General features: G+C 73.1%; 22 protein-coding genes and 2 riboswitches. Of the genes, 11 read left to right on the top strand and 11 right to left on the bottom strand.

Going from position 1 to position 19,146, the window contains the following annotated elements; all coding sequences use genetic code 11:
* Nucleotides 1–51: 51 nt before the first annotated feature.
* The 5 genes from BM385_RS24380 (at nt 52) to BM385_RS24360 (ending at nt 4,572) form a co-directional block, all read left to right on the top strand.
* The gene (locus tag BM385_RS24380) at nt 52–498 is read left to right on the top strand and encodes a type II toxin-antitoxin system RatA family toxin (RefSeq protein ID WP_019434291.1); all 447 of its coding nucleotides are present in this window, start codon (nt 52–54) and stop codon (nt 496–498) included.
* Complete coding sequence (locus BM385_RS24375) at nt 495–1,511, top strand: NAD-dependent epimerase/dehydratase family protein (RefSeq protein ID WP_019434290.1); 1,017 nt, start codon at nt 495–497, stop codon at nt 1,509–1,511. Before BM385_RS24380 ends, BM385_RS24375 begins: the two co-directional genes overlap by 4 nt.
* A gap of 163 nt (nt 1,512–1,674) precedes the next feature.
* Complete coding sequence (locus BM385_RS24370) at nt 1,675–2,589, top strand: hypothetical protein (protein WP_202803454.1); 915 nt, start codon at nt 1,675–1,677, stop codon at nt 2,587–2,589.
* Between the two features lie 86 nt (nt 2,590–2,675).
* Nucleotides 2,676–3,197: a hypothetical protein gene (locus BM385_RS24365; protein ID WP_202803453.1), complete on the top strand. Its 522-nt coding sequence runs from the start codon at nt 2,676–2,678 to the stop codon at nt 3,195–3,197.
* A gap of 112 nt (nt 3,198–3,309) precedes the next feature.
* Entirely contained in the window at nt 3,310–4,572 is a 1,263-nt protein-coding gene (locus BM385_RS24360; RefSeq protein WP_093844381.1) for a helix-turn-helix domain-containing protein, read from the top strand.
* Here BM385_RS24360 and BM385_RS24355 read toward each other — a convergent pair.
* The 4 genes from BM385_RS24355 to gcvT all read right to left on the bottom strand — a co-directional run bounded on the left by BM385_RS24355 (nt 4,559) and on the right by gcvT (nt 8,922).
* Nucleotides 4,559–5,941: an L-serine ammonia-lyase gene (locus tag BM385_RS24355; RefSeq protein ID WP_093844380.1), complete on the bottom strand. Its 1,383-nt coding sequence runs from the start codon at nt 5,939–5,941 to the stop codon at nt 4,559–4,561. The two genes, BM385_RS24360 and BM385_RS24355, sit on opposite strands and share 14 nt — an antisense overlap.
* Nucleotides 5,942–6,018: 77 nt before the next feature.
* Complete coding sequence (gene glyA, locus BM385_RS24350; protein ID WP_093844379.1) at nt 6,019–7,290, bottom strand: serine hydroxymethyltransferase; 1,272 nt, start codon at nt 7,288–7,290, stop codon at nt 6,019–6,021.
* A gap of 14 nt (nt 7,291–7,304) precedes the next feature.
* Nucleotides 7,305–7,685: a glycine cleavage system protein GcvH gene (gene gcvH / locus BM385_RS24345; protein ID WP_093844378.1), complete on the bottom strand. Its 381-nt coding sequence runs from the start codon at nt 7,683–7,685 to the stop codon at nt 7,305–7,307.
* Between the two features lie 124 nt (nt 7,686–7,809).
* On the bottom strand, nt 7,810–8,922 hold the full coding sequence (gene gcvT / locus BM385_RS24340; RefSeq protein WP_093844377.1) for a glycine cleavage system aminomethyltransferase GcvT: 1,113 nt from the start codon (nt 8,920–8,922) through the stop codon (nt 7,810–7,812).
* A gap of 60 nt (nt 8,923–8,982) precedes the next feature.
* Nucleotides 8,983–9,073: riboswitch (glycine riboswitch) on the bottom strand.
* Nucleotides 9,074–9,170: riboswitch (glycine riboswitch) on the bottom strand. It lies immediately after the preceding riboswitch.
* 112 nt (nt 9,171–9,282) lie between these two features.
* Between gcvT and BM385_RS24335 the strand changes: the two genes are divergently transcribed.
* Nucleotides 9,283–10,053, top strand: coding sequence for an enhanced serine sensitivity protein SseB (locus tag BM385_RS24335; protein ID WP_093844376.1), 771 nt, complete (start codon nt 9,283–9,285; stop codon nt 10,051–10,053).
* Nucleotides 10,050–10,760 carry an enhanced serine sensitivity protein SseB C-terminal domain-containing protein gene (locus BM385_RS24330; RefSeq protein ID WP_093844375.1) on the top strand — a complete coding sequence of 237 codons (711 nt, stop codon included), beginning with the start codon at nt 10,050–10,052 and terminating at the stop codon, nt 10,758–10,760. The genes BM385_RS24335 and BM385_RS24330 overlap by 4 nt, the downstream gene beginning before the upstream one ends.
* On the opposite strand, the gene BM385_RS24325 is transcribed toward BM385_RS24330, so the two are convergent.
* Nucleotides 10,745–11,299: a GNAT family N-acetyltransferase gene (locus tag BM385_RS24325; RefSeq protein WP_093844374.1), complete on the bottom strand. Its 555-nt coding sequence runs from the start codon at nt 11,297–11,299 to the stop codon at nt 10,745–10,747. The genes BM385_RS24330 and BM385_RS24325 overlap by 16 nt on opposite strands.
* Nucleotides 11,300–11,395: 96 nt before the next feature.
* On the opposite strand from BM385_RS24325, the gene BM385_RS24320 reads away from it, so the two are divergent.
* Complete coding sequence (locus BM385_RS24320; RefSeq protein ID WP_019434279.1) at nt 11,396–11,869, top strand: Dps family protein; 474 nt, start codon at nt 11,396–11,398, stop codon at nt 11,867–11,869.
* A gap of 226 nt (nt 11,870–12,095) precedes the next feature.
* Nucleotides 12,096–13,178, top strand: coding sequence for a peptidoglycan recognition protein family protein (locus BM385_RS24315; RefSeq protein WP_019434278.1), 1,083 nt, complete (start codon nt 12,096–12,098; stop codon nt 13,176–13,178).
* Nucleotides 13,179–13,205: 27 nt separating this feature from the next.
* Here BM385_RS24315 and BM385_RS24310 read toward each other — a convergent pair whose 3' ends face one another.
* The 3 genes from BM385_RS24310 to BM385_RS24300 all read right to left on the bottom strand — a co-directional run bounded on the left by BM385_RS24310 (nt 13,206) and on the right by BM385_RS24300 (nt 14,791).
* Nucleotides 13,206–13,400 carry a hypothetical protein gene (locus BM385_RS24310; RefSeq protein WP_093844373.1) on the bottom strand — a complete coding sequence of 65 codons (195 nt, stop codon included), beginning with the start codon at nt 13,398–13,400 and terminating at the stop codon, nt 13,206–13,208.
* A gap of 42 nt (nt 13,401–13,442) precedes the next feature.
* Nucleotides 13,443–14,060: an SRPBCC domain-containing protein gene (locus BM385_RS24305; protein ID WP_019434276.1), complete on the bottom strand. Its 618-nt coding sequence runs from the start codon at nt 14,058–14,060 to the stop codon at nt 13,443–13,445.
* A 62-nt stretch (nt 14,061–14,122) separates the two neighbouring features.
* Nucleotides 14,123–14,791: an N-acetylmuramoyl-L-alanine amidase gene (locus tag BM385_RS24300; protein ID WP_019434275.1), complete on the bottom strand. Its 669-nt coding sequence runs from the start codon at nt 14,789–14,791 to the stop codon at nt 14,123–14,125.
* A gap of 88 nt (nt 14,792–14,879) precedes the next feature.
* On the opposite strand from BM385_RS24300, the gene BM385_RS24295 reads away from it, so the two are divergent.
* Both BM385_RS24295 and mnmA read left to right on the top strand, forming a co-directional pair.
* Nucleotides 14,880–16,049, top strand: coding sequence for a cysteine desulfurase family protein (locus tag BM385_RS24295; RefSeq protein WP_093844372.1), 1,170 nt, complete (start codon nt 14,880–14,882; stop codon nt 16,047–16,049).
* Between the two features lie 127 nt (nt 16,050–16,176).
* Nucleotides 16,177–17,346 carry a tRNA 2-thiouridine(34) synthase MnmA gene (gene mnmA, locus BM385_RS24290; RefSeq protein WP_093844371.1) on the top strand — a complete coding sequence of 390 codons (1,170 nt, stop codon included), beginning with the start codon at nt 16,177–16,179 and terminating at the stop codon, nt 17,344–17,346.
* On the opposite strand, the gene BM385_RS24285 is transcribed toward mnmA, so the two are convergent.
* From BM385_RS24285 to BM385_RS24275, 3 genes are all read right to left on the bottom strand, one after another.
* Nucleotides 17,327–17,557 (bottom strand): helix-turn-helix domain-containing protein, encoded by a 231-nt coding sequence (locus BM385_RS24285; RefSeq protein WP_019434272.1) that lies wholly within the window; start codon nt 17,555–17,557, stop codon nt 17,327–17,329. The genes mnmA and BM385_RS24285 overlap by 20 nt on opposite strands.
* On the bottom strand, nt 17,557–18,261 hold the full coding sequence (locus tag BM385_RS24280; RefSeq protein WP_019434271.1) for a DUF2975 domain-containing protein: 705 nt from the start codon (nt 18,259–18,261) through the stop codon (nt 17,557–17,559). The genes BM385_RS24285 and BM385_RS24280 overlap by 1 nt, the downstream gene beginning before the upstream one ends.
* 75 nt (nt 18,262–18,336) lie before the next feature.
* Nucleotides 18,337–19,140, bottom strand: a complete 804-nt coding sequence (locus BM385_RS24275; protein WP_175543096.1) for a carbon-nitrogen hydrolase family protein — start codon at nt 19,138–19,140, stop codon at nt 18,337–18,339.
* Nucleotides 19,141–19,146: the final 6 nt, after the last annotated feature.

The raw sequence follows: 19,146 nt of genomic DNA, 5'->3' as shown, positions 1-19,146 counted from the left end.
GCGGGGCACCGCGCCCACCCTGCACAGGACCAACCGAGGAGGCACCCCACCATGCCGCATGTCGAGGTCAATCTGCCGATCAAGGCACCAGCCGCCGAGGCCTGGACGGCCGTCACCCGCCTGGAGGACTACGCCGGCTACATGGAGAATGTCGAATCGGTCACCGTGATCGGGGAGACCGCGAGCGGGACCCGTACCAGCGAGTGGTCCGTCCTGCTCAAGGGCTCCGTCCTGGAGTGGGTCGAGGTGGACACCCTCGACCACGACTCCCGGGTCATGTCCTTCGACCAGATCTCCGGCGATCTCGACGTGTTCACCGGCTACTGGCGCGTCGACCGCGCCGAGGACGACACCTCGGTGGTCACCTTCTCGGTGGAGTTCGAGATCGGTATTCCGCTGCTCGCGGACATGCTCAACCCGGTCGCCACCAAGGCGCTGCGCGAGAACGCCGAGCACATGCTCCAGGCGATCGAGCGGCGCATCACGGCGCTCTCGTGACCGGGCCCGCCCGCACCCTGGTCACCGGCGCCACCGGCGCCGTCGGCAGCGCCGTCCTCCGTGCGCTGAACGCGGCAGGCCGCCCAGCGCACGGTGTCAGCCGGGGCGGTGTGCCGGGCCGGGACCACTCCGTGTGGCGCATGGGCGAGGAGGAGCCGCCGGCGGAACTGCGCCGCCCCTGGGACGCCGTGGTCCACTGCGTGGCCGACACCCGCTTCAACCTGCCGGACGCGGAGGCCGAGGACGCCAACGTCCGCCCCTTGCGGGCGGTGCTCTCCCTGGCCGGCCGGAACACCCACCTGGTCCATCTCTCCTCGTCCTTCGCCACGGGCCTGGAGGGCGACGTCTCCTCACCCGCGCGCGACGCCTACCGGAACTCCTACGAGTGGTCCAAGGCGACCGCCGAGCGGCTGGTCCACGCCGAGCGGGGCCACGCCGACATCGTCCGCTTCCCCATCGTCATGGGCGCCAGGGCGGACGGCCATCTCGACCGCTACAGCGGCTTCTTCTGGCTGCCCGCCGCGATGTGCAACGGCGCCGTGCCCGCGCTCGTCGTGGAGGAGAAGGGCCTGCTGGACATCGTCAGCAGCGACGATGTCGCCACCCACGTCGTCCAGCTGCTCGACGGCGGCCCGCCGGACGGGCACCGGCTGTCCGTTCTCGGCCGGGGCGACGGCGCCCAGCGGGTCGGCGACGCCTTCGACACGGTCCTCAAGGCCCTGAACACGTGGCGCGCCGAGCACGGGGTGCCCCAGCTGGACCCGCTGCCCCATGTGACACCCCAGCAGTGGAACCGGTTCTACCTGCCGTTCGCGGAGGAGTACCTGGACCGGGTCCAGTTGCTGAGGGTGACCGCGTTCCGCGCCTACCAGGGCTACCTGTCGGTGACCGACCCCTTCGACGTCACCGTCCGGGTGCCGCCGACACGGGAGGTGCTGTACCGGTCGATCCGGCGCTGGGCGCAGACCCACGCGACCTCGGCCCGCCGGGTGCCGCGCCCCTGGCGGGCCTGAGGCGGCCGGTGGACCCAACGGGGCCCGGACGATCCGTAACCGACACCATGCTCAGCCACGCACCGCAGGAAAAGGGGGCGGCCCGATGAACGATCCGAGGCGCGGCAGATTCCAGCGCTACATCGAACGCTTTGGGCTCACGGAGCGACAGATACTCGATCAGGTGGACACCACGTTCGGTGAGCCGCTGCTGATCGTCGCCGCCGGATCGGTCATCGCCGGATTCGGCAACGACACCAGCGACCTGGACATCTACGCCGTGGTGGAGGACGACGTGGCCAGCACACTGCCGCTGATGTCCTATCCGAACGGCGCGCGCGTCGACGGGATCACCTGTGGCGCGCGGCAGCTGACGGACCGGCACCGGGAGATGACGGCGAGCAGCTGGCCCCCGGAAGAGGTGGGGCCGGGCGACATCGGGACGCGGCGCAAGGCGATCGATGTCGTCACCCGGTACGGTCTCGGCCTCCCGCTGTCCGGTACGGGGCCGTGGCCGGCCTGGCAGCGGCGCCTGGAGGCCGAGGCGGGCGAGTGGATCGCCGACTGGCACACGGTGGAGGCGTACCGCCTGCACGCGGCGGCCGGGGCGCTGCTCGCCCACAAGCCGCTGGTGGCCGGGATCCGGGCCGGCGAGGCGCTCCTGGCGGCACTCGAACGGCACGCCGCGGTCCGCGGGGAACCGTACTTCAAGGGGAAGTGGCTGGGGGAGAAGCTGGAACGCCTGGGGGACCGGAAGGCGCTGGCGGCGTACGAGCAGGCGATCGTCCCGCCGCTGTCCGCCGCCGAGGTACCCGCCTACCTGGCACGCGTGACGGACGCGCTCCCCGCCTACCTCGGCGAGGCCGACACCGGCTCCTGGCGGCTGTGCCTGCGGCCGGCCACCGGGACCTCCTGGGAGTCCTTCGGCCAGGAACGCCTGGTGTCCCGGTGGGGGCTGCGGGCGGCGGTGGTCCCGCAGAAGAGCGAGGCCGCCGAGCCCGGCACCTGGACCTACTCGCTGTCGGAGCCGTGGGACCCCGACGTCGAGGCGCTGTTCTGCGAGGACATGCTCTGGCTCGGCGTGCAACGGGCGGCCTGACCGGGGTCTCCCGGTGCCCGCGGGAGACCGGACGGCGCGAGCCGGCGTCCCTTCATCATCTGTCCCGACGGATTCCGAGGTGTTCTGTGAACGTCCGAAGCACGAGTGGATTGCAGTCCTATGTCTCCCGGGTCGGCCACGGTTCCGTGATCACGCTGCTGGTCATCCAGGGAGCGCTGGAGGACATCGGCGGCGGCGTACGCGCCGGCCAGTGGCGGATGGTGGCCGCACAGACCCGTCAGCTGGTGCTGGCCGGCCTCCAGGTGAGCGGTCTGGAGCGGGGCGGAGAGCCGTACTGGCTGGAGAACGGCGGCGCCTTCGACCCGGTCACCTGTGCGCCGGAGCAGCTCAGGACGGAAGGCTACGAGCTGCTGCGCGAGGCGAACGGGCTCGCGGCCGACCCCTCGGCGGCCGGCCCGTGGCTGACCCGGCTGGAGACGTGGACGAGGGCGGTGCAGGACGGGCACGGCCCCGGCGAGCGGCTGCCCGAGCTGCGTTCCCCCCAGGGGATGTTCGGCGGGCTCAGGCTGGTGCGCGGCTGGACCGACACGGTCGACCGTCTCGGCCTGCCGCCCCTGCTGCCCGGTGAATGGACCCAGCCCGTGTAGCGCGGGCCGGACCCACGGGTGTTCATGACGATCGGGGGAGTGCCGCGCGGTCCGTTCCGGACGACCCGCGCAGGGGAGACCAGCCGACCACAGGAAACCGGAGCAGTCGCGCATGGAGATCGATACGAGCCCCCCGCGGTCGTTCGGGCCGGCCCTCAGGGCCGCACGACGTGACCAGCAGCTCTCCCTCGGACAGCTGGCCCTGCTCGTCAACTACAGCAAGAGCCACCTCAGCCGGGTGGAGACCGGAGGCAAGGCGCCGACCGACATGCTGGCCCGGCGGTGCGACGAGGCCCTGCGCACCGGCGGCAGGCTGAGCGGTCTCGTCGACGCCGGCAGGCCCGGCCGCCGCGGCCCCTCGCTCAACCAGCTGCCCAGGACGGCACCCGGCTTCGTCGGGCGGGCGGAGACCGTGGCCGCGCTGGACCGTACGCTCCAAGCGGCGGGTACGCGCCGGGACGCGGCGCAGTGCACCGTGGTCGTGGTCGACGGACCGGCGGGCATCGGCAAGACCACCACGGCGCTGCACTGGGCCCACGGCGTGGCCCGGCGCTTCCCCGACGGCGTCCTGTTCGCCGATCTGGGCGGTTTCGGGCCCGGTCGGCCGGCCGAGGTAAGCGATGTCCTGCGGCACTTCATGGCATCGCTGGGCGCGCAGGCGGGCACGGACGTCCCCGCGGAACACCTCGCGGCCCGGTACCGCAGCCTGATGACCGGTAAGCGGGCGCTGGTCGTGCTGGACAACGCGGCCGGCGCGGGCCAGGTCAGGCCGCTGCTGCCGGCAGCCGGCGGCTGCCATGTGGTGGTGACGAGCCGGGACCGGCTCTCCGGGCTGGTCGTCCGGGACGGCGCGGAGCGGGTCACGGTGCCACCGATGGCCGAGGACGAGGCGTTACGGCTGCTCGAGGCCGTTGCCGGACCGGGTTTCGACCGGTCGGCCGCACCGGACATCGCGCACTCCTGCGGCTGTGTGCCGCTGGCCCTGCGGGTCGCCGCCCAGGACATCGCCGGGTGGCACCGCTCGCCGTTCGACGGCCCCGGCGGCGGGGCGGACGAGGCGACCACCCTGCGTACGGTTCTGTCGTGGTCCTACCGCACGGTGCCGCCCGCCGCGGCGCAGGCGCTGCGACGCCTGGCGGCCGGCGGCTGCGAGACGGTCTCGCCGGCGACCGCGGCCGGCCTGCTCGGTACCGGGGTGCACGAGGCGCACGTCCTGCTGGACGCGCTGGCGGAGGTCCATCTGCTGCACCGGACCGCGCCCGGCACCTACCGCCTCGACCGGCTCACCGCGGCCTTCTCCGACGAGATGGACGCCTCCCGCCCGCTCCGCCCGGCGCCCGGCGGCCTCCAGCGGACGGGCCCTAGCACTCGATGATGTTCACCGCGAGGCCGCCGCGTGCCGTCTCCTTGTATTTGACGCTCATGTCGGCCCCCGTCTCCTTCATCGTCTTGATCGCCTTGTCCAGCGAGACGTGGTGCCGCCCGTCCCCCCGCAGCGCCATCCGGGCCGCCGTGATGGCCTTGACCGCCGCCATGCCGTTGCGTTCGATGCACGGGATCTGCACCAGGCCGCCCACCGGGTCGCAGGTCAGGCCCAGGTTGTGCTCGATGCCGATCTCCGCCGCGTTCTCCACCTGCTCCGGGGTGCCGCCCAGCACCTCCGCGAGGCCGCCCGCCGCCATCGAGCAGGCCGAGCCGACCTCGCCCTGGCAGCCGACCTCGGCGCCCGAGATCGAGGCGTTCTCCTTGAACAGCATGCCGATCGCGCTCGCCGCCAGCAGGAAGCGCACTACGCCGTCCTCGTCCGCGCCGGGCACGAAGTCCAGGTAGTAGCGCAGCACCGCCGGGATGATGCCGGCCGCGCCGTTGGTGGGGGCGGTCACCACCCGGCCGCCCGCCGCGTTCTCCTCGTTGACGGCCATCGCGTACAGCGTCACCCACTCCATGGCGGCTTCCGCCCGCGCCCCCTCGCCGCGCAGCTTGCGCGCCGCGCTCGCCGCCCGGCGGCGGACCTTGAGGCCGCCGGGGAGGATGCCCTCCTGGGTCAGGCCGCGCGTCACGCAGGCGTCCATCACGTCCCAGATGCGCAGCAGATCGGCGCGGACGGTGGCCTCCTCGCGCCACGCCCGCTCGTTCTCCAGCATCAGCGCGGACACCGACAGGCCGGTGTCGCGGGTGAGCCGCAGCAGTTCGTCCCCGGTGCGGAACGGGTGGCGCAGCCGGGTGTCGTCCAGCTTGATGCGGTCGGCGCCGACCGCGTCCTCGTCCACGACGAAGCCGCCGCCCACCGAGTAGTACGTCTTCTCCAGCAGGACGGACCCGGCGGCGTCGCGGGCGGTGATCCGCATGCCGTTGGCGTGGTACGGCAGGGAGGTCCGCCGGTGCAGGACCAGGTCCTCGTCCGCGTCGAAGGCGATGACGTGGGTGTCCCCTATGTCGGCGCCCAGCAGCCGCAGCCGGCCGCCGGCGCGGATGTCCGCCACCCGGGCGTCGGCGCCGGCCACGTCCACCGTGTCGGGCGCGTACCCCTCCAGGCCCAGCAGGACCGCCTTGGGGGTGCCGTGCCCGTGCCCCGTGGCGCCGAGCGAGCCGAACAGCTCGGCCCGTACCGCGTGGGTGGGCGCCAGCACGCCCTCCTTCTTCAGCCGGTGCGCGAACATCCGCGCCGCCCGCATCGGGCCGACCGTGTGCGAGCTGGACGGGCCGATGCCGATCGAGAAGAGGTCGAAGGCGGACAGTGCCATGGGGTCCACTCCTTTCCGGGTGGGTGGGACGGGACGGACCGGACCGGGCATGCTCCCGGCCCGTCCCGTCGCCCGGCTCAGCGGCCGGGGTACAGCGGGTGCCGGTCGGCCAGCGCGCTCACCCGGGCGGCCAGCTTCTCGGCGGTGCTCGCGTCGTACCCGGGCAGCAGGGCCTGCGCGATGATGTCGGCGACCTCGCGGAAGTCGTCGGCGCCGAAGCCGCGGGTGGCCAGCGCCGGGGTGCCGATGCGCAGCCCGGAGGTCACCATCGGCGGACGCGGGTCGTTGGGGATCGCGTTGCGGTTGACGGTGATGCCGATGCCGTGCAGCCGGTCCTCGGCCTGCTGCCCGTCCAGCGCGGCGTCCCGCAGGTCGACCAGGACCAGGTGGACGTCGGTGCCGCCGGTCAGCACGGAGACCCCGGCGCCGGCCACGTCCGCCTGCACCAGCCGCTCGGCGAGCAGCCGGGCGCCCTCGACGGTGCGGCGCTGCCGCTCCGCGAACTCCTCGCCCGCCGCGATCTTGAACGCGACGGCCTTGGCGGCGATCACATGCTCCAGCGGGCCGCCCTGCTGCCCGGGGAACACCGCCGAGTTGATCTTCTTGGCGTGTTCCTTGCGGGAGAGGATGACCCCGCCGCGCGGGCCGCCCAGCGTCTTGTGCGTGGTCGTGGTCACCACGTCGGCGTACGGGACGGGGCTGGGGTGCAGCCCGGCGGCGACCAGGCCGGCGAAGTGCGCCATGTCGACCATGAGCAGCGCGCCGGTCTCGTCCGCGATACGGCGGAACGCGGCGAAGTCCAGCTGCCGGGGGTAGGCCGACCAGCCCGCGATGATCAGGCGCGGCCGGTGCTCGGCGGCGAGGGCGGCGACCTCGTCCATGTCCACCAGGCCGGTGCCCTCGGCGACGTGGTAGGGCACCACGTTGTAGAGCCGGCCGGAGAAGTTGATCTTCATGCCGTGGGTGAGGTGGCCACCGTGCGCCAGGTCCAGGCCCATGATGGTGTCGCCCGGCTGGAGCAGCGCGGCCATCGCGGCGGCGTTCGCGGACGCGCCCGAGTGCGGCTGCACATTCGCGGCCTCGGCCCCGAACAGGGCCTTCACCCGCTCGCGAGCCAGATCCTCGACGACGTCGACGTGCTCACAGCCGCCGTAATAGCGGCGGCCCGGGTATCCCTCGGCGTACTTGTTGGTGAGGACGGAGCCCTGCGCCTCCAGCGCCGCGACCGGCGCGAAGTTCTCCGAGGCGATCATCTCCAGGGTGGACTGCTGGCGGCGCAGCTCCGCGTCGACGGCGGCGGCGACCTCCGGGTCCACCTCGTGCAGGGAACGGTTCAGTACGGACGACATGACGGCGGCCCCCCTCAGCCCTGGGTGAAGGCGGTGTAGCCGTCGGCGTCCAGCAGGTCGCCGGGCAGCTCGCCGTCGATGCGGACCTTGAACAGCCAGCCGCCCTCGAACGGCTCGGAGTTCACCAGCGCCGGCTCCTCCACCACCGCGGCGTTGACCTCGGTGACCTCGCCGGTGACCGGGGAGTACAGATCGCTGACCGACTTGGTGGACTCCAGTTCGCCGCAGGTCTCACCGGCGCTGACCGTGTCGCCCACCTCGGGCAGCTGGACGTACACGACATCGCCGAGCGCGTCCGCGGCGTAGGCGGTGATGCCGACCGTGGCCACACCGTCCTGGACGGCGGACAGCCACTCGTGTTCCTTGCTGTAGCGCAGCTCGACAGGATTGCTCATGGGATCGATTCTCCTCGATGGTGACAATGCGGGAGCAAAGGGAGGGAACGGCAGGGGGAGGAAGAGGTGAAAGGAGCGCGCGGCACGCGGTGCCCCGGGCGCCGGGCGCGCCGTGTGCCGGAGGCTACTTCTCGCGCCGGTAGAACGGCAGCGCCACCACCGAGAACGGCTCCCGGCTGCCGCGGATGTCCACCGCGACCCCCTCGGTGCCCGGCTCGGCGTGCGCGGCGTCCACGTACGCCATGGCGATCGGCGTGCCCAGGGTGGGGGAGGGGGCGCCGGAGGTGACCTCGCCGATCACCGTGCCCGCCGCGTCCACCACCGGGTAGCCGGCCCTGGCCACCCGGCGCCCCGCTCCGACCAGGCCCACCAGCCGGCGCGGCGGCTCCTGCGCCGCCCGCTCGGCCGCCGCCGCCAGCGGCGCCCGGCCCACGAAGTCGCCGTCCTTGTCGAACTTCACCACCCGGCCAAGACCCGCGTCGAACGGCGTGGTCGCGGTGGTCAGCTCGTTCCCGTACAGCGGCATCCCGGCCTCAAGACGCAGCGTGTCGCGGCAGGACAGCCCGCAGGGGACCAGCCCGTGCGCCGCGCCCGCCTCGGTGAGTGCCTGCCACAGCGGCTCGGCGTCCTGCGGCGCGACGAACAGCTCGAAGCCGTCCTCGCCGGTGTACCCGGTGCGCGCGATCAGCGCCGGGCGGCCGGCGACGGTGCCCGGCAGGCCCGCGTAGTACTTCAGCCCGGCCAGGTCGGCGTCGGTCAGCGCGCCCAGGATCAGCGGCGCGTTCGGCCCCTGCACGGCGAGCAGCGCGTACGCGTCCCGGTCGTCCCGCACCCGCGCGTCGAACCCGGTGCCGCGCTCGGTGAGCGCGTCCAGCACCACCTGGGCGTTGGCGGCGTTCGCGACGACCAGGTACTCCTCCTCGGCCGTCCGGTAGACGATCAGGTCGTCGAGGATGCCGCCCTCGGCGTCGCAGATCATCGTGTAACGGGCGCGGCCCACCGCCAGCGCCGACAGCTTGCCGACCAGCGCGTGGTCCAGCAGGGGCCCGGCCTGCGCGCCGGTGACCGCGATCTCGCCCATGTGCGAGAGGTCGAAGAGCCCGGCCGCGGTGCGCACCGCCTGGTGCTCGGCCCGCTCACTGCCGTACCGCAGCGGCATCTGCCAGCCGGCGAAGTCGGTCATGGTGGCGCCGAGGGCGCGGTGGACGGCGTCGAGCGCGGTGGTGCGGGAGGTCATGAGGTGGCTCCAGGGGGTACGGGCGGCGGGCGGTGGGCGCGGTCGCGCGGGTACGGCTCGCCCTCCCCATCTGTCATCGGCACCTGAGAGGTTCGCCTTGCGGCTTGCACCGTGGGTGGGGCCCGTTCGGGGGCCCGCTTTTCAGATTCGCCTCCCGCGCGCGGTATCGGGGCCTGAGAGATTCAAGGGAGGACTTGCTCCTTCGGCGCCCCGGTGCCGTACACCGGGAACTCTCCCGCGCGAGGTCGAACGGCCATTGTTCGATTGTCCTGCGGTTGTTGTGCGGCTCATCATCGCATGACGGCCCGCACTGAGCCATTAGGGTGCCCTACAGACCGGATCAGATGGTGGTGGGACGAGATGAACGAGCGTTGGCAGGGACCCGGGCACGGCGGTGGCGGATGGCCCGGCAATGAGCTGGAGGAGGCGCTGGCCGCCTCGGTCGGGGTGGCGGACGCGGCGCCCCGGCTGCTCCAGGTCCTGGGCCGCAGCGCGGTGTGGGTGCCGCTGCCGGAGGGCGGCGGCCCGGAGAGCCGCAGCCTGGACCTGCCGACCATCGACCTGGACGGCGGGGTGTACGTCCCGGTCTTCAGCTCCGCCGAACAGTTCCAGCTGGTGGTCGGCTCGCACCTGTCCTTCACCGTCGCCCCGGTGAAGGAATTCGCGCGCGGGCTGCCGCCGCAGGCCGGGATCGCCATCAACCCCGGCGGCACCGTCGGCCTGCCCGTGCCGCCGGAGGGCGTGGCGCAGCTGTGCCGCGACACGCCGGGCGAGCGGATCCCGGGGGCGCCGTCCGGGGCGCGGATGCGGCTCTTCGAGCCGGACTGGCAGCAGGAGCCGGTCGACTTCCTGGCGGCGGCGTCCGGCGAGCTGTCCGCGCTGCCCTACGTGCGCACCGCGCGGCGCGGCCTGGCCAGCGCCGAGGGCGGGGCCCCGGCGCTGTTCATCGGCGTGGAGCTGGACGAGCTGGCCGAGGAGTACCGGGTGGGCGCCCACGACGCGCTGGGCCGGGCGCTGGCGCGGGCCGCTGTCTCCTGGCCGGTGCAGCTGGTGCTGCTGGACGCCGTGGCCGACCCCGTCGTGGACTGGCTGCGCCACAGCGTGCAGCCGTTCTACCGGCGGGACGCATGAGCGCAGCCCAGCGGGCGATCGAAGAACTGCTCCCCCGGGTGACGGCCGGCCGCCCGGACCTCTACGAGCGACTGCTGGCCGGGCTGGCCGGCGGCGAGGTGTGGATGCTGCTGTGGCACGGCCGGCCCGGTGACCCGGACGCGCAGTACGGCAGCGTCGAGGTCGCCGGGCACGGCTACGCGCCGGCCGTCACCTCGCCGGCCGAGCTGGCCGCCAGCGGCTGGCCCCGGGACCACGAGGTGATCGGCGGCCGGGACATCGCCGCCGCGCTCTACCCCGACCACTGGGGGCTGTGGCTCAATCCGCACGCCCCGGGCGGCGGGCTCGGCGTCCCGTGGGCCGACCTGCGGCGGATCGCCGGCGGTCTGGACCGGCTGCCGGCCGGCCCGCTGGTGATCACCGAGCCCGCGGTGCCGGCCGGTCCGTTCTACCGGCGGCTGACCGCCGAGGCGCGCCGCACCCCGGTGCTGCGCAGCCTGCGGCGCGGCTGGGTGCGGCCGGCGGTGGGCGCCGCGTACCTGGTGATCGGCCTGGAGGTGGCCGATCCGGGGGAGGCCGCCGCCGAGGCGGTGCGCCGGATGATGGCGCGGGCCGTCGAGGCGGTGCCGGCCGGGCTCGCGGTGGCCACGGTGGCGATGGCGGACGCGTACGATCCGGTGGCCATGTGGCTGCGGGCCCGGGCCCGCCCCTTCTACACGGCGTCCTGAAGGCCCGGTACCGGACCGGTCGGGGCCGGCGCGCCGCTGTCCTCGCTCAGCATCCGCTGCCAGTAGCCCACATCGCGCCAGGCATCCTTCTTGTAGCCGGTCTCCCGGAACGTTCCCACGTGCCGGAAGCCCAGTGAGCGGTGCAGGGCCTCGCTGCCCGGGTTGGGCCGGGCCACCCCGGCGATGACGCTGTGGAAGCCCTGTTCGGCCAGCAGCGTGAACAGCCGCCGGTACAGCGCCTTGCCCAGGCCGCGGCCGTGGTGTCCGGCGTCCAGGTACACGGCGCACTCCACCGTCCAGTCGTAGGCGGCGCGCTGCTTCCACGGGAAGGCGTAGCTGATCCCGGCGACCTCGCCCGCGACCTCGGCGACGAGCCAGGGGTGGGTGCGGTGGCCGTGCTCCCACTGCTCGTGCCACTCCTCGGGCCGCTGCGGCTCGGTCCGGAAATTGGCGGCGGTGGTCGCGATGTAGTGGTTCACGATGGCGCACACGGCGGGCAGGTCGCCGGCCGTGGCGAGACGGATCGTGGTGTCGGTCATGGCCTTGATCGTCCCATCGGGGTTTCCGCTGCCGGACCTGGGTAGCAGAGGTACCGTGAGATAAAAGCCGCACATTCGGATGAAAGTGGACGATTCATGTATGCCGTGAAGAGCACACTGCCCGAGCCCGCCCTCAAGGTCGTCGCCGACGCCCTCCAGGGCGCCCTGGCGGACATCATCGATCTGTCCCTGGTGGCCAAGCAGGTCCACTGGAATGTGATCGGACCCCGCTTCCGCACCGTGCACCTCCAGCTCGACGACGTGGTGGAGACCGCCCGCGCCCACTCCGACATCGTGGCCGAACGCGCCTCGGCCCTCGGCATCAGCCCGGACGGCCGGGCCGCCACCGTCGCCGGGAGCAGCGGCATCGCCACGGTCCCCGAGGGCTGGCTGCCGGACAGCCAGGCCGTCGACATCCTGACCCAGGCGCTGGGCGCCGTCATCGTCCGGATGCGCGACCGCATGGTCGCGGTGGGGGAGGTCGACCGGGTCACCGAGGACAATCTGATCGCGCTGGTCAAGGATCTGGAGAAGCACCACTGGATGTTCCAGGCCGAGAACGGCAGCTGACCCCGCCGGGGCGGCCCCGCCGCCACCGGGACGGCCCGGGCGCCGCACGGCGCCCGGGCCGTCGGCATGCCGGGCCGGGGGCGCGCCGACGCCCTTTCACGGGCCTTGTGTGCAGGGTTCGTTGAAAGGTGCGAGATGGGTGTGAGGGGCCCTTGCGCCCGGGAAGTGAGCGACGTACCACTGAAGGGGAGGCCACCGCGTCGTCCCAAGGGAACGGGGGTCAGTCATGGCCACTCCACTGAGCGCCGACAAGGTGCTGTCCGCGCTGAAGGCCGAGGGCGTCAAGGTCGTCGAGTACAAATCCTGGCGCACCCACAACCGCAACAACGCCGGAGCCTGGGGGCCGGTCCACGGGGTGATGATCCATCACACCGTCACCTCCGGCACCGCCTCCTCCGTCGAGCTGTGCTACGCGGGCCGGTCCGATCTGCCGGGCCCGCTGTGCCACGGGGTCGTCGACAAGGAGGGCACCGTCCACCTGGTCGGGCACGGCCGCGCCAACCACGCCGGGTCGGGCGACAGCGCGGTGCTGGACGCCGTCATCGCCGAGAAGAAGCTGCCGCCCGACACCAAGGCGGACACCGACGGCAACGCGCGCTTCTACGGCTTCGAATGCATCAATCTCGGTGACAACAAGGACCCCTGGCCCGCCGCCCAGGTGGAGGCCATCGTGCGGGCCTCCGCCGCGCTGCTGCGCGCGCACGGCTGGGGCAAGAACGGGGACACCTCCGTCATCGGCCACCTCGAATGGCAGCCCGGCAAGATCGACCCGCGCGGTCCCGGCATCTCCATGAGCGACATCCGCAAGCGGGTCGCCGCCCGCCTGAAGCAGTCGGCCGGCTGGAACCCCGACGGCAACGAGGAGGAGGACGACGTGCCCAAGCGGTCGTTATACGAGACGAGCTCCTACACCCGGACGGTGCAGCCCGACACCTGGACCACCCTCAACTTCAACCGCTACTACGACGGCAAGAAATGGGTCGACAAGGACCCCGAGCCATCCGTCCTGCTCGGCCCCTGCTACTACACCGCCTCGGTGGCGGTGAAGGTGGCCGGGCTGACCCAGGGGCAGGAGTTCAAGGTGCGGGTCGCCCGCTACAAGCAGCAGGACGGAAAGTACGTACGGGCCTCGGCCATGCCCACCAGCTCTCCCGTGAACGACCAGGGCAAGGGGCACTTCGTCCACACCTGGACCGGCCATGTGCCGGCCGCCGACAAGGGCCGGCTGCGGGTGGAGGTCCAGCACCACGGCCCGGAACCGGTCACCGTGGAGTGGGCGCGCGCCGAGTCGCTGTACTGGCCGGCCTGACGCGGCGCCCGGGGCAGGGCGGGGCGGTCAGGCCGCCGTGCGTATCGCCGCGAGCCACACCCGGCGCAGCCGCGCCAGCTCGGCGGCCTCCCGCTCGCCCCACGGCCGGTTTCCGTGCGCGCGGACATAGCGGCGGATGGCTTCGTTCGCCGCCGCCGCCGCCGCGTCCGCGGCACCGGTGGCGGCGGCGGTGGGTCGGGTGTCATCGCGCGTGACGATCATGCCCTCCAGGGTAGAGGGCGCCACTGACAGCGCCGACCGGGTTTACGGCCGCTCGCTCGCTTCCTCCTGGGCGAGCTGTGCCCAGATCTCGCCGCAGCGGACCGCGAAATTCTGCACCTCGGGCGCTTCTTCCCAGGCAGCGGGGTTGCTGATGGGATCGCCGCGCAGAAATCGGCCCAGCGAGATGAGCGCGAGTTCCCAGCCGGTGCCCAGTCCGAAGAGACCAGTGTCATAGTCGTTGAGCACCGGATCGAACCGCCGGCCGTCCATCTCGATGACATCCGGGACCGGCGCCTGCTCCAGTTCCAGCGCCGCCTCGGTCGCGGAGACGTCGGCCAGCCGCACGATCACCTCGCTGCTCGGGCCGGTACCGAAGTCCCAGGTCACCGCCAGCAGATTCGGGGCCTCGCAGCGCAGGATCTCCCCGCTGGCGTTGCCCTCGATACGGAAGTGGCCGCCCAGCTCCAGCTCACCGTCGACGGGCAGGAACCACTGGGCCAGCTGCGCCGGGTCCGTGACCGCGTCCCAGACGTCGACCAGCCGGGCCGGGTAGTGGCGGCGGATCAGGATGGTGCGGGCCTCGCCCTCGGGTACCGGGCGCCGCCCCACCTCGCGGTAGGTGTCGTTCAGCCAGCTGGTGATCTCGGTCTTCTCGGTCATGGTGGGGCACTCCCCTGTCACGGCAGGACCTTGCTGGAACGATCCTCACCCGGCGCCCGCGCTCACGCCTGCCGAACCAGCTCCATATAGCGGTCCCAGTCCCAGTGCGGCCCCGGGCACACCCGGATCACCTCCGGCACCTCGTTGTGCCCCACGATGTGCTCACGGTCCACCGGAATGCCGTAACGGCGGCAGATCCCGGCCACCAGCCGGGCCGAGGACGCGTACATGGCGTCCGTCAGATACGCCGGATCGTCCGCCCAGCCCTCGTGCTCGATGCCGATGCTGCGCTCGTTGAACCCGCGGTGACCGGCGTGGTAGGCCACGTCCAGCTCCCGGGCGAGCTGCGCCACATGGCCGTCCTCCGAACGCACCACGTAGTGGGTGGCGGCACCGTGCCCCGGGTCCTGGAAGACCTGGAGCGTGATGTCGTAGGTGGCTTCCGGCATATGGATGACGACCCGGTCGATGGAGTAGTCGCGCGGCCGGCTGGCCCGCCGGTAGTTGGCGCGCGAGGCCGGTATCCACTCGGCGCCCTCGTGATCCACCTCGCCCTCGACCCGGGGCTCCGCCATCCCCGGCATCCGCCACCACCACCGTTCCAGGGTGTCCCGGGCGGCCAGCGCCCCCGCCCCCGCGACGGCCGCGCCGCCGCCCAGGATCAGGGCGCGCCGCCCCAGTCGCCGCTGTCGCCGGTCCGGGCCTGGCTCCGGCTTCGCATGATCACCCATGTCATCCTCCGAGGGGAAAGAACGCCGCCGTCCGGCATCCGGTTCCCCCGGCCGCCCCGCCGGGGCGGCTCGTAGAATCGGCCCCACCATGCCGTACTTCGACCACGCCGCCACCACGCCGATGCTCCCCGAGGCCGTGGCGGCGATGACCGCGCAGCTGGCCGTCACCGGAAACGCCTCCGCGCTGCACGCCGCCGGGCGGCGGGCGCGGCGTGCGGTCGAGGAGGGCCGGGAGACGCTGGCCGCCGCGCTGGGCGCGCGGCCGAGCGAGGTGGTCTTCACCTCGGGCGGCACGGAGGCCGACAACCTCGCCGTCAAGGGACTGTACTGGGCGCGCCGGGACGCCGACCCGCGCCGGGTGCGGGTGCTGGCGAGCCCGGTGGAGCACCACGCGGTGCTGGACGTGGTCCAGTGGCTGGCCGATCACGAGGGTGCCCGGGTGGAGTGGCTGCCGGTGGACGCGGTGGGCCGGGTGCACCCGGACGCGCTGCGGGAGGCCATCGAGCGCGACCCGGCGGATATGGCGCTGGTCACCGTGATGTGGGCGAACAACGAGATCGGCACCGTCTTCCCGGTGGCCGAACTGGCGGCGGTGGCGCGGGAGTACGGCATCCCGATGCACGCGGACGCGGTGCAGGCGGTGGGGCAGCTGGAGGTGGATTTCGCGGCTTCGGGGCTCGCGGCGCTCTCGCTGTCCGGGCACAAGATCGGCGGCCCCTACGGCATCGGGGCGCTGCTGCTGGGCCGGGAGTGGACGCCGGTGCCGGTGCTGCACGGCGGGGGTCAGGAGCGCGAGGTGCGCTCGGGCACCCTGGACGTCCCCGCGGTGGTGGGTTTCGCGACGGCTGCCCGGCTGGCCGTGGCGGGCCGGGCGGATTACGCGCGCGTCATCGGCGGGCTGCGGGACGAGCTGATCGCGGCGGTACGGGCCGAGGTGCCCGACGCGGTGCTCGGCGGCGACCCGGATCCGGCCGGGCGGCTGCCCGGCAACGCGCACTTCGCCTTCCCGGGGTGCGAGGGCGACTCGCTGCTGCTGCTGCTGGACGCGCAGGGCATCGAGTGCTCCACCGGTTCCGCCTGCACCGCCGGGGTCGCCCAGCCCAGCCATGTGCTGCTGGCGACGGGCGCCGACCCGGAACTGGCCCGGGGCACCCTGCGGTTCTCCCTGGGGCACACCACGACGCGGGCGGACGTGGAAGCGGTGGCGAAGGCGATCGGCCCGGCGGTGGCCCGCGCCCGCACCGCCGGACTCAGCTGACCGCACCGCCGGGCGCCCGGCACGGCCACCGTGGGGGAGGGGACCGCCGTGCGGGGCGCGGACGTCTCCCGCCCGGCGGGCATCGGGGCCCGGCGCCGGCGGGTACCGGCGTAGGGTGGTGGGTGCTATGAATGAGTTCCCCGGTGCCCCCTCCGGTCCCCGCACGGGGCCGCGTCTCCGTGTTCTCGCCGCGATGTCCGGCGGGGTCGATTCCGCCGTGGCCGCCGCCCGTGCCGTGGAGGCAGGCCACGAGGTGACCGGCGTCCATCTGGCGCTGTCCGCCAATCCGCAGTCCTTCCGCACCGGCGCGCGGGGCTGCTGCACCATCGAGGACTCCCGCGACGCCCGCCGGGCCGCCGATGTCATCGGTATCCCCTTCTATGTGTGGGACCTGGCCGAACGCTTCCGCCAGGACGTGGTCGAGGACTTCATCGCCGAGTACCGGGCCGGCCGCACCCCCAATCCGTGTCTGCGCTGCAACGAGAAGATCAAGTTCGCCGCGCTGCTGGACAAGGCGCTGGCGCTGGGCTTCGACGCGGTGTGCACCGGCCACTACGCCACCGTGGTGACCGCTGCCGACGGGCACCGCCAGCTGCACCGGGCCACCGACCTCGCCAAGGACCAGAGCTACGTCCTCGGCGTGCTGGACGAGCGGCAGCTGGCGCACGCGCTGTTCCCGCTGGGCGACACCAGGACCACCAAGGAGGAGATCCGGGCCGAGGCCGAGCGCCGGGGCCTGGCGGTGGCGAAGAAGCCCGACAGCCACGACATCTGCTTCATCGCGGACGGCGACACCCAGGGCTTCCTCTCCGGTCATCTGGGCTCCGCCGAGGGCGACATCCTCGACGAGGACGGCCGGAAGGTCGGCAGCCACCAGGGCGCGCACGGTTTCACCATCGGCCAGCGCAAGGGCCTGCGCATCGGTCATCCGGCCCCGGACGGCAAGCCCCGCTATGTGCTGGACATCTCCCCGGTGAACAACACGGTCACCGTCGGCCCGGCCGAGGCGCTCGACATCACCGCGCTCACCGCGATCCGCCCCCGCTGGTGCGGTGCCGCGCCCGAGGGGCCCGGCGACTACACCGCCCAGCTGCGGGCGCACGGCGCGGAGACCCCGGTGAGCGCCGAGATGGACGGCGACACGCTGCGGGTGCGGTTCACCGAGCCGGTGCGTGGGGTGGCCCCCGGCCAGGCGATCGTGCTGTACGACGGCACCCGGGTGGTCGGCTCGGCCACCATCGCGGCCACCGAGCGCGCGGTCACCACGCTCGCCCCGGTCACTTCGGCCGGTGGCTGAGCAGATCCCCGGGCTGGCACTCCAGCACCTCGCACAGGCGGGTCAGGGTGGAGAACCTGATGGCCCTGGCCCGCCCGTTCTTCAGCACGGACAGATTGACGTTGGTCACGCCCACCTGATCGGCCAGCTCGGTGAGGGTCATGCGCCGCTCGGCCAGCAGCCGGTCCAGATGCACCTCGATCCCGTGCGGTTCGGCGTCGTCCGCCGCCATCACACCACCCCCTCCAGGTCCTCCCGCATATCCGTGGCCAGCTGTATCAGCCGGGCGAAGGTCAGCAGCCCGAGACCGATGAAGATCGGCCACCAGCGCACCTGGGTGGCATCCAGCAGGCGCGCGTAGCCCCAGTAGTCCGTCGCGTGGGAGATCAGCACCCCGTGGGCGAGCCCTTCGACCAGGTGCAGCACCACCGCACCGCCCGCCAGGTAACGGCCCATCAGGGTGAGACCGCGCACCGTGCGCCGGGTGAAGGGGCCGTGCTTGCGGGCCCGCCGGATCAGCAGCCAGGCCATGACCAGCGCCCCCACGTGCCACAGCAGCACCAGCTGCGTCGTCGCGATGAACAGCGCCCGCTGCCCCGTGCTGCCGTCGAAGCAGAACGTGGGCCGGGCCTCCACATCGACCCCGGGCCCGGCGCCGAACATGCCCTCCGTCGCTGTGCCGCCGCCACTGGTGGACGGGTCGGCCACGCACACCCGGTCGGGGAGATAGAAGCCGACCCCGTCGACGAACACGGCCAGCACCGCCCACAGCGTCAGCGCCAGCACCCCCAGTGTGCACACCACCGTGACCGCCGCCTCGATCGGCTCCAGCGGATCCTTCCCGGGCTTCCCCGCTGCGCTGTGCGGGCCCGGCGCGGCCGTGTCCCGCGGCCCGGCCTCCCCGGCAGCGGCCGGCCGTCTCCCGCCCGGCCTCATCAGTGACCTCATGGCAGCCTTCACGAGGCACCCCCCTTATCGTTTAACGATGCTATCGATTAACGATGCTATCGATTAACGATAAGCATCGGGCCGCCGGTTGGCAATCACCGGAACGGATGACCTCGCCGCCGCGACCCGCCCCACCTCCACATCCACCACCAGCAGCCCCGGCTCCGCCCCCAGCCGCCCCCGTACCTCGCCCAGCGGCGACACCACCATGCTGTGCCCGATCCCGGTCGGCGCCGACGTCCCCGGCTCCACCCCCACCGCCGCCGGATCCGCCTGCCCCGCCGCCACCACCCAGCAGGTGGAATCCAGCGCCCGCGCCCGCACCAGCAGCTCCCACTGCTCCCGCTTCCCCGGCCCCGCCCCCCACGACGCCGGCACCAGGATCACCTGCGCCCCCGACTCCGCCAGCCGCACGAACAGCTCCGGGAACCGCACGTCGTAACAGGTCGCGAAGCCGAAGCCGACCCCGTCCGCCGTCGCCTTGACCACCCGGTCCCCGGGCGCCACCGTCCGGGACTCCGCAAAGCCGAACGCGTCGAACAGATGCACCTTGTCGTACCGGGTGTCCACCCCCCGCCCCGTGATCAGCAGCGTGTTGCGCACCCGCCCGTCCGGCGCCGGCGTGAACATCCCCGCCACCACCAGCAGCCCGTGCCGCGCCGCGACCTCCCGCACCCCCGCCGCCCACGGCCCGTCCAGCGGCTGCGCCACCGGACCCAGCGGAATCCCGAACCGGGCCATCGCCGCCTCCGGACACACCAGCACCGAGGCGCCCTGCTCCGCCGCCCGCTCCGCGATCCGCCCCAGCTCCGCCAGATTCGCCTCCGGGGACACCTCCGAGAGCATCTGCCCCACCGCGATCCGCACCGTCGT

Origin of the sequence: Streptomyces harbinensis (assembly GCF_900116145.1) — a bacterium.
GTDB lineage: Bacteria > Actinomycetota > Actinomycetes > Streptomycetales > Streptomycetaceae > Streptomyces > Streptomyces carpaticus.
The sequence above is the reverse complement of the archived record's forward strand: the minus strand, read 5'-3'. Positions and strand labels throughout refer to the sequence as shown.

Coding starts and splice junctions, on each gene's coding strand:
- BM385_RS24315 (WP_019434278.1), top strand. CDS start 12,096: ATGGCCACTCCACTGAGCGCCGACAAGGTGCTGTCCGCGCTGAAGGCC.
- BM385_RS24355 (WP_093844380.1), bottom strand. CDS start 5,941: ATGGCACTGTCCGCCTTCGACCTCTTCTCGATCGGCATCGGCCCGTCC.
- BM385_RS24330 (WP_093844375.1), top strand. CDS start 10,050: ATGAGCGCAGCCCAGCGGGCGATCGAAGAACTGCTCCCCCGGGTGACG.
- BM385_RS24285 (WP_019434272.1), bottom strand. CDS start 17,557: ATGGCGGCGGACGACGCCGAACCGCACGGGATCGAGGTGCATCTGGAC.
- BM385_RS24335 (WP_093844376.1), top strand. CDS start 9,283: ATGAACGAGCGTTGGCAGGGACCCGGGCACGGCGGTGGCGGATGGCCC.
- gcvT (WP_093844377.1), bottom strand. CDS start 8,922: ATGACCTCCCGCACCACCGCGCTCGACGCCGTCCACCGCGCCCTCGGC.
- gcvH (WP_093844378.1), bottom strand. CDS start 7,685: ATGAGCAATCCTGTCGAGCTGCGCTACAGCAAGGAACACGAGTGGCTG.
- BM385_RS24295 (WP_093844372.1), top strand. CDS start 14,880: ATGCCGTACTTCGACCACGCCGCCACCACGCCGATGCTCCCCGAGGCC.
- BM385_RS24280 (WP_019434271.1), bottom strand. CDS start 18,261: ATGAGGCCGGGCGGGAGACGGCCGGCCGCTGCCGGGGAGGCCGGGCCG.
- mnmA (WP_093844371.1), top strand. CDS start 16,177: ATGAATGAGTTCCCCGGTGCCCCCTCCGGTCCCCGCACGGGGCCGCGT.
- BM385_RS24325 (WP_093844374.1), bottom strand. CDS start 11,299: ATGACCGACACCACGATCCGTCTCGCCACGGCCGGCGACCTGCCCGCC.
- BM385_RS24305 (WP_019434276.1), bottom strand. CDS start 14,060: ATGACCGAGAAGACCGAGATCACCAGCTGGCTGAACGACACCTACCGC.
- BM385_RS24360 (WP_093844381.1), top strand. CDS start 3,310: ATGGAGATCGATACGAGCCCCCCGCGGTCGTTCGGGCCGGCCCTCAGG.
- BM385_RS24310 (WP_093844373.1), bottom strand. CDS start 13,400: ATGATCGTCACGCGCGATGACACCCGACCCACCGCCGCCGCCACCGGT.
- BM385_RS24320 (WP_019434279.1), top strand. CDS start 11,396: ATGTATGCCGTGAAGAGCACACTGCCCGAGCCCGCCCTCAAGGTCGTC.
- BM385_RS24300 (WP_019434275.1), bottom strand. CDS start 14,791: ATGGGTGATCATGCGAAGCCGGAGCCAGGCCCGGACCGGCGACAGCGG.
- BM385_RS24380 (WP_019434291.1), top strand. CDS start 52: ATGCCGCATGTCGAGGTCAATCTGCCGATCAAGGCACCAGCCGCCGAG.
- glyA (WP_093844379.1), bottom strand. CDS start 7,290: ATGTCGTCCGTACTGAACCGTTCCCTGCACGAGGTGGACCCGGAGGTC.